Origin of the sequence: Methylotenera sp. (assembly GCF_029945705.1) — a bacterium.
Taxonomy (GTDB): domain Bacteria; phylum Pseudomonadota; class Gammaproteobacteria; order Burkholderiales; family Methylophilaceae; genus Methylotenera.
Genome location: NZ_JAQSDC010000059.1, coordinates 1 through 15,895, shown reverse-complemented (window position 1 = coordinate 15,895; position 15,895 = coordinate 1). Strand labels below are relative to the sequence as shown.

Genomic DNA, 15,895 nt, shown 5'->3' with positions numbered 1-15,895 from the left:
TAGTGAAAGATAGCATTATAGCTAATTCCAAAATAAGGTCATACCAGCGGCATCTGCTCTAGAATGATTTAGGGCGGGTTATTGTTGCAAGTTAGGTATTCTAACTAAGTACCGCAGAATGTTTTGTAAGGCATTGCTGATGGTATCGGCGGCGCACGATAACTCATGTAGTTAGCATCCTCTTTGAACGGCTGCGACAGTACTTTAAGCAAGTTTTCTAGCACTGTGAAATCACCTGATTCTGCAGCGCTTAATGCAGCTTCTACTTGATGGTTGCGTGGAATCACTACAGGATTAGTCTTTGACATTAATGCAACCGCATCATCTAGACTTTCAGTCTGGCTTGATAATCGTTGACGCCATTGATGATGCCAGGTGATGAAATCGGGCGTGTCACTATTTTCTTCTTCATTAAAGCCTATAGCTAAACCTGAAGATAAGTCGCGAAAGGTGTTGGTATAGTCCATACGGTATTTTTTCATACAACTCAACAGCTCTTCCACCAATGCAAGATCATCAGGCTCTGCTGTGAATAAGCCTAACTTTTTCCGCATGCCAGTTAGCCAATACTGCTGATATTTATCTGCAAATACGCTAAGCGCAGATTGTGCAATTCGTATAGATTCATCTAAATCCTGATGTAATAGCGGCAATAATGTTTCAGCAAATCGCGTTAAATTCCATTGCGCGATTTGCGGCTGGTTACCAAAAGCGTATCGACCCTGCTGGTCAATAGAACTAAATACGGTCGCAGAGTCAAAGTTATCCATAAACGCACAAGGACCAAAATCAATGCTTTCGCCACAAATTGACATATTGTCTGTATTCATCACGCCATGGATAAATCCAACTTGCATCCACTGTGCAATGAGTTTGGCCTGATTTTCAATCACGGCATTTAGTAACGATAAATACTTATTTTCAGAGTTTACAAGAGTTGGAAAGTGTCGATTTAAAGTGTAATCAGCCAAAGACCTTACAAGCTCTGTATTGTCATGTGATGCGGCAAATTGGAATGTACCAACTCGAATATGACTAGCAGCTACTCGCGTTAAAATGGCGCCAGGCAGTGCGCTATCACGATAAACGAGTTCGCCTGTTGTGACCACAGCCAAGCTGCGTGTAGTGGGTATACCCAGCGCATGCATCGCTTCACTGATGATATATTCCCTAAGCATTGGGCCAAGCGCTGCACGACCGTCACCACGGCGTGAAAACGCGGTAACGCCTGCACCTTTCAGCTGAATATCATAGCGACTGCCCTCTGGCGTAATATGCTCCCCGAGCAGTATGGCTCTACCATCGCCAAGCATGTTCAAATGGCCAAACTGATGCCCCGCATATGCCTGTGCGATAGGCTCTGCACCTACAGGTATTGTGTTGCCCGAGAAAATAAAGTTAGCATCATTTTTTAATAAAGCCTCCATATTTAACCCAAGTGAGATGGCTAATGGCTGATTAAATACTACGATATTGGGCGCTTTAACAGTGGTTGGCTTCTGCTTCACAAAAAAAGTGTTGACTAGACGCGTGTAGCTATTATCAAAATTCCAGCCAGATGATATTGCAGGGCTTTCATTTAAGTCTTTTTCTGTCGCTTTCAATTGGTTTAATCCTTACTAAATTACTGGGATATTTATTAGCTTTGATAATAACCACTCACTTCAAAGATTAGAAGCGTTTATATCAAATATGACTGCGCCGAGCTTAAAATAATTCAGCTTGTGCTGCGGGCGGCGCGGCTAAAAGCTCGTCTACATCAAGCTCAAAAATGCCAAGCTTGCCACGACATGGCAACAGTGCTAAAGGTCGTGCTTGTTCAAACAGAAAGCCGAAGTACTCCTGATGAACGCCACCAAAATGCGCACGTTGCTGACGACTAATACCTTTAGGCAGCTCTCCTGGCCGACAGCAAAGCACTAAATTAGCGATGCCGACCACACCACCGAACTCAAGTTTGTCTTTATCGGGTAATGGGATATCCGTATGTAACTTAAGGTAGTCGTAATACACCTCGTAGAGACCTTTACTTGCATGAATTAGCACAGGTCCGCGATACTGTGTTCCCCAAGTACGATCATCCACTAGCAGATAGCCATTTGCAATCAGCCATGCATAAGGCTGCTTGAGCGAAAGTGCTTTTGTGATGCCTTGAGGAAGTAGGGTGCTTAGCATACTTGCGACAATGATATGTCAGTGACTTCTGCAATTTTTTGAGCTAATTTTTGCATATGCATTTTCATATATCTAATGGTAGGGGTATTGAACATGTTTAATCTGCTTCATTTTGAAGCGTAAAATTCAGCGGCATTTTATCAGAAAAGAAAAACTACCGTATTTCTAAGAGAGGTCTTAGTGCTGAGGTATTTACAACAGACAAGTCAATTAAAAATAACTTTTTATACCTGTGTCAGGTTCCTGTAAGCAAAGACATGCAATATGAGCTCATGAAAATTAAGTTTTTCAAATTATTGACAAGCTAAAGGTAGTAAATATATGGCAATCATGGCACGCTCTCATTTAGACAGCACAATGCAACTTACTAACTTGCTGGAGTTAGGTAAAGATTATTGCAGCGATCATCTAGGGCGTTTCTTTCAAAACAAATATTCGCAACTTGCATCTGCGGCGAATCAATTTGAAATTCCTGCTAAGCTCGCTAGAGACGATGAACAAGAGTGTTATGCCATCTGCGTAATGATGAATAACCATATTGTAGACTTAAAATACTTTAGTGACATATTCCAAGATAAGGCCAATAAGCACCTAGACAGCATATCCTCAGAATTGAATTCTGAGAATTTCAGCACACTTATTCATGATCATAGACTTCTATCTGTCATCAAGCGCTTTAAAAAGGTCAATGACGAAATTGTGATTGGACGTTGCCGAGGTCGCGAATTTACACCCATTAATTAACTTTAAGAATGAGGGTAGAGTTGACAATATTTACAAGTCACCTTTTCCACAAATTACTTTCAAAATATCTACACTAAATATTAAGTGTAGATGCTACAAGTCAGTCATTTTATAATGACGTACAATGTAGCCTTTCAAGCCAAACTCAGCAGTAGGCTATATTTTTCATGACTAAAGCTATTTTATGATTTCGCAAATATCAATGCAAACAACAGGCGCATACTGGCAGCTAATCACGCAGCTTGGCTCATCAAGCTTACTATTTCCTGTGTTAGCTATATCGGTGGCTACGCTTTGGATATCTAATCAGAAAGCGGCTATTTATTTATGGCTTACAGCGCTTACCTTAGCCGTCACTGTTACGCTCACCACTAAGTTGCTTTTCCTCGGCTGGGGAATAGGCATTGCATCATTAGATTTTACCGGTGTTAGTGGACATACCTTATTAGCCACTTCCATTCTTCCCATCTTGTTTTTTTCAGTCGGCGGAGGCGCACAAACCAAATTACGAAATATAGGCTTATGGTTTGGCCTGTTACTTGGCTTTGCGGTAGGTGTATCTCGCATCGTACTTGGTATGCACAGCATCAGTGAAGTAGTCGCAGGCTGGGCTTTGGGGTTGGTGGTATGTAGCGTGGCTATATTCGCCATTAAAAGTCACCGTCAGGGCTTAGTTTATCTACAGATACTAGCATTGTGTCTACTGCTTACATTTTGCTCAACTGTACCAAACTATATTCCAGCACATGACATGTCGATCAAACTAGCCCTATATTTATCGGGACATAACCAGCCATTTACGCGCGCATACTTTATCAAAGCCAAAACTCCAAGTTAACTTTAAGTTTAGAATAAACTGTTTTAAATAAACTTAAAGTAGTTGCAGATTTGTGTCTTTAGCTGATAATTATGATTTACCGTAACTAATCGGTAAGAATTGCAGCTTATCCCACGGAAAGCCAGTCAAAACATCCCACGATTTTTTACCCTCAAGCACAGATGGATATGGATCTGCTAACCCTTGTGTCGTATAACTCAGTGGGTTTTGCGCACGTAATACTACTGCGCCAGCTCGATCCCAAACAACAAAACCATACTTCTGAGCGGCTTTAGCGATCACCTTCCCAGCCTTACCCATCTTTAAAGTATCTACATTAATGCTAGGGTCTAGTCTAAAGCGCTGCCCCTCTGCGATACGATCAGGTAGCCCTTTAGGATTGACCCCATCTGAACGATGAGCTGGCCATGAGACTACATTCCAATTTGCTGTATCAACTAATGCGATGCCAATCACATGTTTAATTTCTCCCCGAGCTAATTCTTCTGCGGTGATTTGACCACCTAAGAAAGGTAAGCTTGTTGCCGTGGTGCCGTAATATGTAGGGAACACTCCATCACTTAAAGATGCATTTTGCATACGCCCCCCCCAGCAAGCCCCCCACTTACCGTTAGCATCTTTCTTAGCTTTCCAAAACTCCCATATTGTGTCTGTAGAGGCCTGATAAACAGTCATCTCAGCATCAGTTCCGTCTGCTTGTCTTGCGTAATTGGGCATTGGCACAGCTTCCCATTGTTTACCTAAACTATAATCTGTATATCCTTTTTTGCTGCAGTCTAATGGTGTGACTTTAACCTTAGGTACACTTGCATCAACATAGTAAACAGGACTTGAATACGAGGTACTCACATTCAATCCTATGGTTCCGTAATAGGTAGTCTTTTGTCTAATCAACTCTTGTGTAAGCAAAGCTGAATTAATTGCTAAAGGGGCATTAACTGGTAAAGGTGTGTACCAAAAGCTATTTTTTGCAAAAAATATATCAGATTTTGGCAGTACAGAAGGTACTGGTGGTAAGGTGGCAGTTGCTTGCGAAGGTGTAATGACTGGCGTCGTTGTATTGTTTTGTGCAGGTGGCTTGACTGTATTTGCAGCTTTATCGGAGCCTGGAATAGACTTTTTAAACAACTCTTTGTAGTTTGAGCTACATGCGCTATTAGAAAAGCTCATCTTGCCATTTTTATCTTGACAGCCATAAATAGTCGCTGCATTAGCTGTCGAATAAACAGATACAAGTAAAATGGCCATCAAATTTGTTTTGAATATGGTTTTTCTAATAAACATATAATTCTCCAGCTTTTAAGCCAAGTTAGTAAGTGTTAAAAATCTATATTAATCTTAATGTTAGTCCAACAATATAACCCAGCTGGTTAAAAATCGTATCGTAAAACTTTCTACAATGCATCATTTAGTTTTGAGTTGATTTCTTTGCTAGTAAGAATGCGTGTAACTAGTCATAAAAATAACATAACAGAAATTTAAGTGCAGCTTAATAAAACACCCATATTTATTAATCATCCGCACTAAATCAATGACGTCAATTTTTTGAGAAACTTTAGGGTGCTATAAAAATATTTATTAACCGTACTAGATAACCACGAATACAAGCTAGTGACTCAACGTTTTATAAATTAAAGTTGGAGAATTGGGAAGGTAGATGTTGCAGTTAGCGAGACGGTTCAATATTATTTTAACTCGGCTGTTAATGTTACTTAATCTTGTAATCCGTCTTTACTGAGTCGCCGCTTTAGTCATGTTATTTCTTGGCTTTTTGTATATTGCAGCGATCAGTTAAATAGCTCATGACTTCATGTAAATTTTCATCTGAGCTGTCTAGCAAGTAGGGTGATGCTTCATCTATAAAGTCATCCCATAAAGACATGAGTTGATTTATATCATCGTGTGGCGCAGTCTTAATTAGATTAAGCACTTCATTTTGTAAAAGACCATTTTCGCGTATGTTTAACACTGCTTTTTTAGCTTCGAAAGCTTTTAAAGTGCTTTTACGAGCTACCCCAGCCGCTACGCAAAGAAATAGGGTGAGAAGCGATGAATCCTCATTAGTACTACTTGCATCAGTATTGCCTATAAGCGAAAACCAGTCCGCTGCAAGCGCTTTGTCGAATCGACTTACTTCATTTAACTGATCGTGCAAGTAAAAATATTTACTATGTTTAAGGTCATTTAACACCGACTCTAGGCTAACGGACTGATTCACTATTTTAGGAATATCTTCATTTTTAATGCTCTGGAGGGTGGTTTTGATATTGACCTGAAATTCAGCTGGTACATCCTCTATAAACTTGCTTGAGTAAGTTACATCACCTAGAAGCGCCCATTCTTTACGCATTGAGGTGAATATCTCGTATAAAGTAGCTTCGTCAGGAAATTTGGTTTTGCTTGCGATGGCTTTTTTTGCGCCAAATGCTAAAGATAGTAACGATGTACGAATGACATGTTGAGTTGATGCATGCATGTCGTTTAATTCACTGACAGTGGCCCCAAGTTTCTTAACCAGCAATGTGGCTAAATTGATTTGGCTTTTATAGCGCTCGCAATCTTTAAATTCTTGTCTGTATTTTGCAGTAGACAACTCTTTGCTTAAACATTTTTTTAAGAATTCGCGCTCAGTATCGAGTCGTGATGAACCAAAATGCTCATCTTCTGGCATGCTGTAGAGCGCTTTTAGCATTTGTGATCCACCACGAGAAAGCGCTCGAAATGGTTTATCTTTTAAAAGTTGTGCGGCTTTATCTAGCTCACCATCCGTTGTATCTTCAAGATATAGGCTGACCAAACTCACCATGCGCCTCATAGAGACTTCTAGATTTTGTCTCAGGTGAGTGGATTCATCAAAATATTCTGCTATTTGTAGCGAGCCTGTGGCTGCGTCATTGATCAATTCAGCTAATCTAACCTGATCAATGAAGTTGTTCTGAACTGCATGTTTAAGCGCTTTTTCAAAGAAGGGCGCATTATCATAGGCTGTAACAGAATGAATGTTTTGAGTGATTGCCATTAGTGGTTATTTAATGATGTAAAAGCTGCGTATTGACTGAAGAGTGCCTAAATCGCTGAGTCTTCATCTTCTTCCTCTTTAGGTGTTTTTTCTTCAGGAGTAGCGCTCTCAATTACCTCATCATCATCTTCACCTGCATGCATAACTTCAGGGATGATTCTCTCTTGCAATTTGGCTTTTAATAGAACGAGCACAATATTATAAATATCTGAATGTTCATGACGTAGCAACCAAGTCAGTTCCTTCCAGTCATGGTCGCTAATTTCTGAGCGAGATATATCCTCAGTATCGAGTGCAGCAAATGTCTCTCCTACAACCTCTTCTGCGCGATCTGACAGGTAATCGGCGAATGTCTCATAACCAAACTCAAGCTCGGCGATTGCTTCAATGAACTCGTTTGCATCGGCATCTTCACGGAAAATGACTGAGTTCATCATTCCACGAAGTTGTTCGTGCGACATATCTTTATAAAGGCGCTCTAAAACAACTAAGCGTGCAAATTGCTCAGGAGTAATCAATAAATTCAATAGTGACTGTTTAGATGAATCATACTCACGAATCACCGCTAACAAATCCTTAGCTGGAATATCATCAAGCACCTCTATCAACGCATGATCACCCTCAGTTTCCACTAGGGCGGTGAGAATAGCCTCGGCTCTCACAATGTCGCCAGATTGAATAAGGTTAGTTGCTTCTACAACGACTAAATGTGTCATTTTTATCCTATTGTATTGACTAAATTATACTGCGAAAGCTTCTAATGACTATCGAATCCATGCTCAGAAAGCCATTCGCCGCCAGATTCAGCAAGGTCATCAGATTCTTCAGTTTCCATTTCTTCAACCGCATCTTCACTTATCTCGTATAGTGCATAAAGATGCTCTAGCATGACGGTAGTTAATAAAAAGTGTTCACCACCAGCTTCAACTTTTAGCTTTTCAATGATACTTGCTGCCCATGGCTGAAACTCCACGCTAGACGATATATCATCCCATGCTGGAAACATAGCAGGTTCTTTATCAAGATAACTCATGATGATTTTGGGTTGTTTAATCACAACGCTTTTATGAAAAATAACCGCCATCATCTCAGGGTTGGTCTTTATCATCGGCATCAAATCAGGTATCTGCGTGCGTTTTTCTTCAAGACGATCTGCCAGTACATCTTCACCGCCAGAGTCAGTTTTAAAGTCGTTAATATCAGCTACATAAGTAGCCATTAGGTCAGTAAAGTAGCGCGATATTCTCATTGTTTTAATATTCCATCTATGTAGTACTGCCAAAGTTCACGTGCCGTGTCTATTGGGCTATCCAATAAGCTACGTCTGCGGTTTTCGTCGTATGTTTTTCTTTTGTCCGTGTCGGAAAGTATTTCGTAGGCTTCTTGCACTTGCCTAAACTTTGCAGGGGCGTCACTTGCTGAGTTTTTATCAGGATGGTATTGAGATGCCATCTTGCGATAGGTGGCTTTTATATCAGCTAAGGTTGCGTTAGCGGTAAGTCCTAAAACTTCGTAGTAATTTTTCAATTTTATCCACCAAATTTAGAGAAGCTAACAAAGTAATTTGTATGTGTAGCTTAGTAATTTAGACCTAAAGCAAAAAAGCCCCACATTGCTATAGGGCTTTTTAATGTATTTGGCTCCTCGACCTGGGCTCGAACCAGGGACACACGGATTAACAGTCCGTTGCTCTACCGACTGAGCTATCGAGGAATATTCGGTTTTTCTTACCGCTTCTATTTCTTCACAAACCGTTGATTTTGTGAAGCCGCTATATTAATGACTTAGCGGTACTTGGTCAACGTCAAAATGCTTTTTTTTAAATATTGAGTGCTTTTTCAATTCTATCTAGCGCATTGCTTAGATTTTCCATAGAAGTGGCGAATGAAATGCGGAAATAGCCTTCAGCACCGAAGGCGGAACCTGGTACTACAGCCACGTCAAATTCCTCAAGTAGATATTCAGCCAATGCCATGTCTGTAGCCGCTTTAATTTTTCCAGCTTTGTACAGGTTGTCAATGGCACCGCGCGCGTCTGGGAATGCATAGAAAGCGCCACCAGCCATTAAGCAACTTAAGCCTGGCATTGTATTGAAACGGTTAACCACGTAAGTGTGACGTTCTTTAAATGCCGTGACCATCGGCGTGATGCAGTCTTGTGAGCCTTCAAGTGCAGCTTGCGCGGCGACTTGAGAGATGGAGGTTGCATTGCTGGTAGATTGCGACTGTAAAATTTCCATCGCTTTGATGATATAAGCAGGGCCTGCAGCATAACCGATGCGCCAGCCTGTCATTGAGTAAGCTTTGGAAACGCCATTAAGTACAATGCAACGATCTTTTAGCGCGGGTGTTGCATTTAGAATGTTATAGAACTTGTCCCCAGTTAAGTTGACATGCTCGTACATATCATCTGTGGCGACTAATACATGTGGATGTTTAAGTAACACTTCGCCCAAGGCTTGTAACTCAGCTAAGCTGTAAACTGCGCCAGTCGGGTTGGAAGGGGAGTTAATCATAAAAATTTTAGTTTTTGGGGTGATAGCAGCTTCTAGCTGAGCAGGCAGTAATTTAAAACCTTGCTCAATGCCGCATTCAATAATGACTGGCGTTGCTTCAGCCACTAATGCAATGTCTGCATAAGACACCCAGTAAGGTGCTGGGATGATGACTTCATCACCTTTATTCAGCACTGCAAGACATAAATTGAATATGGTTTGTTTACCGCCAACGCCAACAATCACTTCGTTTAATGCATAGTCAAAACCATTTTCATTTTTGAATTTGTTGACGATAGCTTTTTTAAGCCCTGGAATACCTGCGACAGGTGTGTATTTTGTAAAGCCATTGTCAATCGCCGTTTTTGCAGCATCTTTAATGTGTTGTGGCGTATCAAAGTCTGGTTCGCCTGCCGCTAAGCCGATAATTGGGCGGCCATCAGCTTTGTATTTACCTGCTTTTGCAGTAATCGCTAGCGTAGGAGATTCTTTGATTGATTGGACGCGTTTAGATAAAACGGATGCCTGATGAGCTGCTGATGACAAAATATGCTTCCTTAAAACAAATTTTTGCAATTAATTGAATGGGCGCTATTTTACGCATAAAAATGCGGTTTAGGAATGATTTATCGTGAGTTATCACGTAGTTGCAGAAAGTATGTACTGAGGAAAACTTCAAAGTTAAGTGGCTTTGTGTTTAAGCCACTTAACTTGAGTGATTTATTGGCGTGTAAAACTTAGCATTCCATGTCACAGCCCAGCATGTGGCTGTATTCTTGTGCTAAATCTTTACTGATGTTGGCAATGGCTACATTAATATCATGCACTACCGCTTTATCTCCAGCCGATTGGGCGATAGCGCCAAGTCTAAACAAGGAATCAGTATTAGAGCCATCAAGCATTACAGATTTTTTGTATGCCGCTTTTGCCTCTTCAGTTTGTTGCATATTTTCTTGTGCGTTGCCTAACTCGTACCAAGCATCAGAATTATTAGGATCACTATTGATCCAATTTTGTGCAATTTTGGCGAGTTTAGGCCAGTCCTGATTGATTTCTGGAAGTGCAATTTGCATAAAAAACGGCTTTTTATCGTCATCTTCTTCCCAAAATGCTTTACCTTTAATAGGGAAAGTGGTTTCAACAGGTAATTTCTCAAGATCGGCTAACCATTCGATGGGTAGTGAATAGAAATATGCATGCCGACCAGGTGTTTTAAATGTATTGATTCCAAGTAAGTTGCCTTCCACATCAAAAATACCACTACCACTAGCCCCCATACGGAACGCGGCATTGCTTCTAATCACACGTCCACCTTCAAATGTGTAAGTGGAGTTGATGACGCCAGCTGAAGTTAAAGGCGATGGCGCACCGTTTGAATGGCCGATAGATATAATATCTTGACCACGTTTTAGGTCATGCCCCATTACAATATTGGCTGGTTTAAATGGTAAGTTAGATGTAGTTAATAAACATAAGTCATGCCATCTGTCTGCTTGTACTGAAAACACATCGTATGTATCTTCACCATGCGCTATCCAAGGTTGCTTGGTACTGCGAAATATGTGGCAATTGGTCATGACCTTATTTTGAGCAACGACTACGCCAGAGCCGTAAGACAAGCCACCTGTATCGTTGTAGCCGCGCACCATTACAACGGTTTGCAATGCACTGAGTACTTTTTGTTGGTCGATTGCGAATACGTTCTGGGCAAAGGCTAATAAAGCTGCAAGTAGAACGAGTCGCGTAGTGAGTCTAGGCATAGTAATTCCCAATCATGACTTTAGTTTAGTTTCGAACGATTAACTTTATTACGAGTTACATAGCTTTCTGGATGCAACCGTTTGTTTAATGACTGTAATAATCTTGCAAAGTTCTCAATGGCTTACAAACTAATTATTCGCAATTTTCATTAAATATACTGTTAGAATAAAACGTTAAATTCAATGAAGAGCAATGTGTTCGTTACTTTCCCCAATAGTAAATATCAGTTAAACCAGCCATTTCCGCCCGCTGGCGACCAGCCGCAAGCCATCGATAAGCTCACGCAAGGTATCGATGATGGTTTGAAGTTTCAAACTTTGCTTGGGGTGACTGGCTCTGGTAAAACTTACACCATGGCGAATGTGATTGCCCGCACGGGCCGACCCGCTATTGTGATGGCGCCAAATAAAACCCTAGCCGCACAGTTATATAGTGAGTTTAGAGAGTTTTTCCCGAATAACTCGGTTGAATATTTCGTTTCTTACTATGATTATTATCAGCCAGAAGCTTACGTGCCTTCGCGTGATTTATTCATTGAAAAAGATTCTAGTATTAACGAGCACATTGAACAGATGCGGCTTTCAGCCACTAAGGCGTTGTTGGAGCGCGAAGACAGCATTATTGTCGCGACGGTTTCAGCGATATACGGTATCGGTGACCCGACTGATTACCATGGCATGGTGCTGCACTTGCAGCAGGGCGAGAAAATACCGCAGCGCGATATGATTGCGCGTTTGGTGGGCATGCAGTACGACCGTAACGAATTTGATTTCTCGCGCGGTACGTTCAGAGTACGGGGCGATGTCATTGATGTATTCCCTGCAGAAAATAATGAAACCGCTGTACGCATCTCAATGTTTGACGATGAAATCGAATCCATTACTTTGTTTGATCCACTTACTGGGCAGATTTTTAATAAGATTCCACGTTACACAGTTTATCCATCAAGTCACTATGTGACACCGCGCGAAACAACGATTCGTGCCATGAAAAAAATTAAACACGAACTTAAAGACCGCGTAGATTTTTACATTAAAACGGGTAAATTGGTAGAAGCCGCGCGCATTGAACAGCGCACACGCTTTGACCTAGAAATGTTAAACGAGATTGGTTTCTGTAAAGGCATTGAAAACTACTCACGTCATTTATCAGGCGGCAACCCAGGCGATCCGCCACCCACCTTAATTGATTATTTGCCCGATAACGCGCTCATGATTATTGATGAAAGCCACGTCACGGTGCCACAAATTGGCGCTATGTATAAAGGTGACCGCTCGCGCAAAGAAAATTTGGTCGATTATGGCTGGCGTTTGCCTTCTGCGCTGGATAATCGCCCGCTAAAATTTGAAGAATTTGAGCGAATAATGCGCCAGTGCGTGTTTGTATCTGCCACACCTTCAGAATACGAAGCAAATCATCAGCAACAAGTCGTTGAAATGATTGCGCGACCAACAGGTTTAGTCGACCCACAAATTACCGTTAAACCGGCCGATACGCAGGTAGATGATTTGCTCGGTGAAATTAAACTTCGTGTAGCCGTTGGCGAGCGCGTGCTAGCCACTACTCTCACTAAGCGCATGTCTGAAGACTTAACCGACTATTTAAGCGAGCATGGCGTAAAAGTACGCTATTTGCATAGCGATATTGATACGGTAGAGCGCGTTGAGATTATTCGCGATTTGCGCCTTGGCGAGTTTGATGTGCTGGTTGGCATTAACTTATTGCGCGAAGGTTTAGATATTCCAGAAGTATCCTTAGTTGCGGTATTGGATGCTGATAAAGAAGGCTTCTTACGCTCAGAGCGCAGTCTAATTCAAACCGCAGGTCGCGCAGCCCGTAACCTAAACGGTCAAGTAATTTTTTATGCCAATAAAATCACCCGTAGCATGAAAGCTGCCATGGATGAAACGGAAAGAAGAAGAGGGGTACAGCTCGCGTTCAATGAAGCAAATGGCATCGTTCCAAGAGGAATTTCAAAACGCATCAAAGACATTATCGACGGCGTTTATGATAAAGACGAAGCGCTACGTGAGCGTAAAGTGCTACAAGATCAAGCGAATTATGAATCGCTAAGTGAAAAACAAATCGCCAAAGAAATGAAGCGCTTAGAAAAAGCCATGCATGATGCCGCGAAAAACCTTGAGTTTGAAAAAGCCGCTGATTTTAGAGATCAGTTGAAAAAGCTCAGAGTTAAGTTTTATGGAGCGGAGATGCCAGATACGATTGAATAATGGCTAATTATCGGCGTGCATGGTGTTTGGGCGGCACCTATTTCTTTACCATCAACTTGTTACAGCGTAAAAATAATACATTGTTAACCAGCAATATTGAGCATTTGCGGGCTGTCATTAAAAGTGTACGGCAATCTCACCCGTTTATTATTCATAGTTGGGTGGTATTGCCAGATCATATGCATTGCATGATAGAGTTACCGTAAGGTGATAGTAACTTTGCCTTACGCTTGAGGTTGATTAAAAGCAACTTTTCTAAAGGGGTTCCTAAAACAGAACGGCTTACAGCAGTCCGCAATGCAAGGGGTGAGCGGGGTATATGGCAGCGTCGATATTGGGAACATTTAATTAGAGATGAAGCCGATTACGCCGCACACATGCATTATGTGCACATCAACCCATTAAAGCATGGCGTAGTAAATGCGGTTAAAGATTGGCCATACTCAACATTTCATCGTTTAGTAAAGCAGGGCGTTTATCCATTAGATTGGGCAGGTAACGGTGAGTTATTGATAGATTATGAGGAAAGTTAGCACCATTAATACCTTGTAGGGTGACAATAAGCGAAGCGCATTGCACCAAAGTGAGTTCCCATGCGGCGCAATGCCTTTCAGTTATTGGCGCCCTACGAATTGCATCCTACGCGGGCTAAAAGTAGTGGTCATTTTGATTCACCTGTTTTGAGTTTTTGTGGATTTCATCATGAAATTTAAAGCATTTACTTTGCAGAAAATCACTTGGCGACAAGCTACAATTTATTTTAGCTGTTGGGAAATAGGCTTCTGCTAATCCCAGAAAACCAGCCAAGGAAATATCTAATATTGCATCATAATATGTACCAGGGTTGTACCTGAACAAGCTTCGCTGATTTTTACTATTCCGAATAGTCAATAAATAAATAGAACGCAACCTAACCTCATCAGAGAAAGGTTCGTAGTTAGTTAATGGCGCATTATAAAAACCTAAACCAACCATTTTATTTAAAAACTCTTTAACTTTTCTAGGGTCTATTTTTCGCAAAGTTTCGGTATTTTCCATGTCTGTTGGAAGATGGTCGTGTGTAAAGTTAACTCGACCATCCGCATATACGTCTAGAAGCTTCTCAGTACCATTCGCTTCAAATTTCGAAAATACGGGCTTATCTTTAATTTTCTTATCTTTTTTCCCAAATAACTTGGGAATCTTCACTTGATTTTCTAAGGCTAAAATATGGGTTCTTTCTGTTGCATTAGCCCATAACCTATCTAGTTGTTGGTTTATTTCTTTCAGCCCGCCCATTTGTTGCATTTCAGCAAGTTTTAGGTTTATTTTGTAATTTAATGCTTCAGAAGATCCAAAATTCGTTGATGAAATAAGACTTACTTTATCTATACCAAACACATACCACAAATAAGCTTGCTCTAAATTCGGCTTATTTCCAGCAATACCTCGACGATATAAATTTCCCATCTCGTATGCAAAATCCCCAAGTCTGATATTGCGTTCATTCGCTTGCATGGCCGCTTTTTGCATCCAATACCAGCCTTTGGTTTCGTCTTTCGGCAGACATAAGCTAGGTTCATTACTCATGCAACCGTAATAATCATCCACCACGTTTAAATATTTCATGCCTAATTTGAATGCGGCCTCTGTACTGCCGAGCTCTGCCGCTTTAATGAGCCATTTAAGAGCGTTTTCTTGGTCATCTTTACTTTTTGGTGATCGATGTTCATATAAATGATAAGCAGCTGGCGCATAACCTTTATTTGCTATTGGTTCTAGTCTCTGGATGAGTGCTTGTTCTTCATGAATAGCTTCTGGTGAGTTTGGTTTAGGATAATCATTCAGCCTTGATATAACAGCTAAACGATATTGCGCTTGTAAGCTACTTTGTGTTGTGGCTTTTTCTAGGTAATCAAATAGTTCGTTTTGTTGAGGCTCAGTGAGATTTGGTCGCCATGTTTTTGGGTATTGCTTGAGAATTCCAAGAAATAAGATAATGCCGTCATCATTTTTATGATCCAACGCATCTTTGATTTCCATCAAAATTTTATTACCATCTTGAGCCTGCAAAGCATCTAACGCCTTGCGGAAGTCTGCATGGGCAGTGGTTGCAGTGAGGCAAAGTAGTGCAATGCTGGCTGCTAGCATTGCTTTGAGTTTGCTTTTGAAATACCTATTATGAGTTTTGTTCATTTCAGCACTCTCCAGTTGTTTTTGTTCAGTTGAGTCATTCCTGTTGCTTCACTTCAATATCAGTTTGATCCAGTTTTGTTTCTTGCTGCTGCTTGTTGGTTTCAGATGCATCTTTCCCCAACAGCACCGCCTCATCCACCATTAGGCCTTTCGGTATCTGATGCGTAATAAACAGAATAGTGACCTTGCCTTTAAGCTGGTTAATGGTCTGCGCAAACTGTTCTGCGGTGTGTTGATCTAGATTACTGACCGCTTCATCAAAGATTAAGATATTGGGTTGTCTGAGTAAGGCGCGTGCAATCGCCATGCGTTGCTTCTGCCCACCACTTAAACCTGTGCCGTGTTCACCAATATGGGTTTGGTAACCCTCTGCGAGCTTCTCTAAAGTTTCATGGATGCCTGCGTGTAATGGTCTAACAAACTGCCACACTTGCTAAGGTTTTTTGCTGATACTTTTG

At 41.2% G+C, this 15,895-nt stretch carries 15 protein-coding genes, 1 tRNA gene and 1 pseudogene; 5 read left to right on the top strand and 12 right to left on the bottom strand.

What is annotated here, in order from left to right; all coding sequences use genetic code 11:
- Positions 1-104: 104 nt before the first annotated feature.
- Positions 105-1,604, bottom strand: a complete 1,500-nt coding sequence (locus tag PSU78_RS13455) for a YdiU family protein (protein ID WP_300388852.1) — start codon at positions 1,602-1,604, stop codon at positions 105-107.
- A 103-nt stretch (positions 1,605-1,707) separates the two neighbouring features.
- Positions 1,708-2,175: a hypothetical protein gene (locus tag PSU78_RS13450; protein ID WP_300388850.1), complete on the bottom strand. Its 468-nt coding sequence runs from the start codon at positions 2,173-2,175 to the stop codon at positions 1,708-1,710.
- A 330-nt stretch (positions 2,176-2,505) separates the two neighbouring features.
- Between PSU78_RS13450 and PSU78_RS13445 the strand changes: the two genes are divergently transcribed.
- Positions 2,506-2,919: a hypothetical protein gene (locus tag PSU78_RS13445; protein WP_300388848.1), complete on the top strand. Its 414-nt coding sequence runs from the start codon at positions 2,506-2,508 to the stop codon at positions 2,917-2,919.
- A gap of 202 nt (positions 2,920-3,121) precedes the next feature.
- Entirely contained in the window at positions 3,122-3,757 is a 636-nt protein-coding gene (locus PSU78_RS13440) for a phosphatase PAP2 family protein (protein ID WP_300388847.1), read from the top strand.
- A gap of 69 nt (positions 3,758-3,826) precedes the next feature.
- On the opposite strand, the gene PSU78_RS13435 is transcribed toward PSU78_RS13440, so the two are convergent.
- The 8 genes from PSU78_RS13435 to PSU78_RS13400 form a co-directional block, all read right to left on the bottom strand.
- Positions 3,827-5,041, bottom strand: a complete 1,215-nt coding sequence (locus PSU78_RS13435) for a DUF4124 domain-containing protein (protein WP_300388845.1) — start codon at positions 5,039-5,041, stop codon at positions 3,827-3,829.
- A 472-nt stretch (positions 5,042-5,513) separates the two neighbouring features.
- Complete coding sequence (locus PSU78_RS13430; protein WP_300388843.1) at positions 5,514-6,776, bottom strand: hypothetical protein; 1,263 nt, start codon at positions 6,774-6,776, stop codon at positions 5,514-5,516.
- Positions 6,777-6,823: 47 nt separating this feature from the next.
- Positions 6,824-7,492: a hypothetical protein gene (locus PSU78_RS13425; RefSeq protein ID WP_300388841.1), complete on the bottom strand. Its 669-nt coding sequence runs from the start codon at positions 7,490-7,492 to the stop codon at positions 6,824-6,826.
- 41 nt (positions 7,493-7,533) lie between these two features.
- Positions 7,534-8,025 (bottom strand): hypothetical protein, encoded by a 492-nt coding sequence (locus tag PSU78_RS13420; protein ID WP_300388839.1) that lies wholly within the window; start codon positions 8,023-8,025, stop codon positions 7,534-7,536.
- A complete protein-coding gene (locus PSU78_RS13415; protein WP_300388837.1) occupies positions 8,022-8,303 on the bottom strand; it encodes a DnaJ domain-containing protein in 282 nt (93 codons plus the stop codon). Before PSU78_RS13415 ends, PSU78_RS13420 begins: the two co-directional genes overlap by 4 nt.
- 110 nt (positions 8,304-8,413) lie before the next feature.
- Positions 8,414-8,489 (bottom strand) — tRNA-Asn (locus PSU78_RS13410).
- A 106-nt stretch (positions 8,490-8,595) separates the two neighbouring features.
- Positions 8,596-9,816 (bottom strand): pyridoxal phosphate-dependent aminotransferase, encoded by a 1,221-nt coding sequence (locus PSU78_RS13405; RefSeq protein ID WP_300388835.1) that lies wholly within the window; start codon positions 9,814-9,816, stop codon positions 8,596-8,598.
- A 191-nt stretch (positions 9,817-10,007) separates the two neighbouring features.
- Positions 10,008-11,030, bottom strand: a complete 1,023-nt coding sequence (locus PSU78_RS13400) for a trypsin-like peptidase domain-containing protein (protein WP_300388833.1) — start codon at positions 11,028-11,030, stop codon at positions 10,008-10,010.
- A gap of 195 nt (positions 11,031-11,225) precedes the next feature.
- Between PSU78_RS13400 and uvrB the strand changes: the two genes are divergently transcribed.
- The 3 genes from uvrB to PSU78_RS13385 are packed head-to-tail and all read left to right on the top strand — an operon-like array spanning position 11,226 to position 13,795.
- Complete coding sequence (uvrB, locus tag PSU78_RS13395) at positions 11,226-13,262, top strand: excinuclease ABC subunit UvrB (RefSeq protein ID WP_300388831.1); 2,037 nt, start codon at positions 11,226-11,228, stop codon at positions 13,260-13,262.
- Entirely contained in the window at positions 13,262-13,468 is a 207-nt protein-coding gene (locus tag PSU78_RS13390) for a transposase (protein ID WP_300388829.1), read from the top strand. Before uvrB ends, PSU78_RS13390 begins: the two co-directional genes overlap by 1 nt.
- A 30-nt stretch (positions 13,469-13,498) precedes the next feature.
- Positions 13,499-13,795, top strand: a complete 297-nt coding sequence (locus PSU78_RS13385; protein WP_300388827.1) for a hypothetical protein — start codon at positions 13,499-13,501, stop codon at positions 13,793-13,795.
- Between the two features lie 115 nt (positions 13,796-13,910).
- Here PSU78_RS13385 and PSU78_RS13380 read toward each other — a convergent pair whose 3' ends face one another.
- Positions 13,911-15,437 (bottom strand): tetratricopeptide repeat protein, encoded by a 1,527-nt coding sequence (locus PSU78_RS13380; protein ID WP_300388825.1) that lies wholly within the window; start codon positions 15,435-15,437, stop codon positions 13,911-13,913.
- A gap of 34 nt (positions 15,438-15,471) precedes the next feature.
- Positions 15,472-15,840 (bottom strand): annotated as a pseudogene (locus PSU78_RS13375) (ATP-binding cassette domain-containing protein); the annotation flags it as partial.
- Positions 15,841-15,895 lie beyond the last annotated feature (55 nt).